Genomic DNA, 813 nt, shown 5'->3' with positions numbered 1-813 from the left:
GTTTGGTGTTAAAAAACATAAACCATCCCTGACAGAGTTAATTAAAACAGGGAATAATATAAAAATAGAAATTATTAACACTATTCCCTGTATATTCATTCAATCAATTTAATTGGTGAATACTTACTGATAAGTAATGGTGTATGCAGTGTTAGTTTTTACATAACCAGCAGTTGCTGTTTGGTCTGCGACGGCACGAACGTAAGACGCTTTAAAATCATAAACAGCAGATTTTGTCGTTGCATCCAGGGCTTTAGTATACACATCGCCAGGGTTGTTAATTTGAACCTGTTTGATAGTGGAACCATCAATATTGTGCAGAGCGATATTCACGCCGTCAGACGGGTTGTTAATAGACATGTCGTTGTTCAGCGTTCCTTTGCTATTACCAAAGAAAACAGAACCGAAGGTCATTTTAGCTGTACTACCTGGATTCGGATTTGCTTTGCTGCAGTCAACGGTGATGCTGAAAGGTTTGGCTTTAGCGCCAACGGTGTCATTCAGCACGCCAGCATCGATTTCACCAACAGTTGCAGTTTGCAGCAGGATCAGACCATCTTTATTACCGCCGTCAACGCGGGTTTCACAGGTGTTATCAACAACCAGACCACTGATATTTAACTGACCACCATCCATATCAGCAGAAGCAGTACCTGCAACCATTGCCAGCATAAGACCAGACAGGGCAAAACCTAATTTTTTAGACATAAAAATCCTTGAATAAAATTCCATTAGTCAGACTACTGGTTTGAAGAATGACTATTCATGACACAAATGTTATAAGCAGATGCTAGATATTAATGAGCAATGATA

1 protein-coding gene is annotated in these 813 nt (G+C 39.5%); it reads right to left on the bottom strand.

Going from position 1 to position 813, the window contains the following annotated elements:
- Nucleotides 1-123 precede the first annotated feature (123 nt).
- Nucleotides 124-708 carry a fimbrial protein gene (locus E0D98_RS25015; RefSeq protein WP_000038438.1) on the bottom strand — a complete coding sequence of 195 codons (585 nt, stop codon included), beginning with the start codon at nt 706-708 and terminating at the stop codon, nt 124-126.
- Between the last annotated feature and the right edge of the window lie 105 nt (nt 709-813).

Source organism: Escherichia sp. KCJ4928 (genome assembly GCF_004352695.1).
Classification (GTDB): Bacteria; Pseudomonadota; Gammaproteobacteria; order Enterobacterales; family Enterobacteriaceae; genus ECMA0423.
Note: the sequence above shows the minus strand (reverse complement) of the source record. Positions and strands in the feature narration are given on the sequence as shown.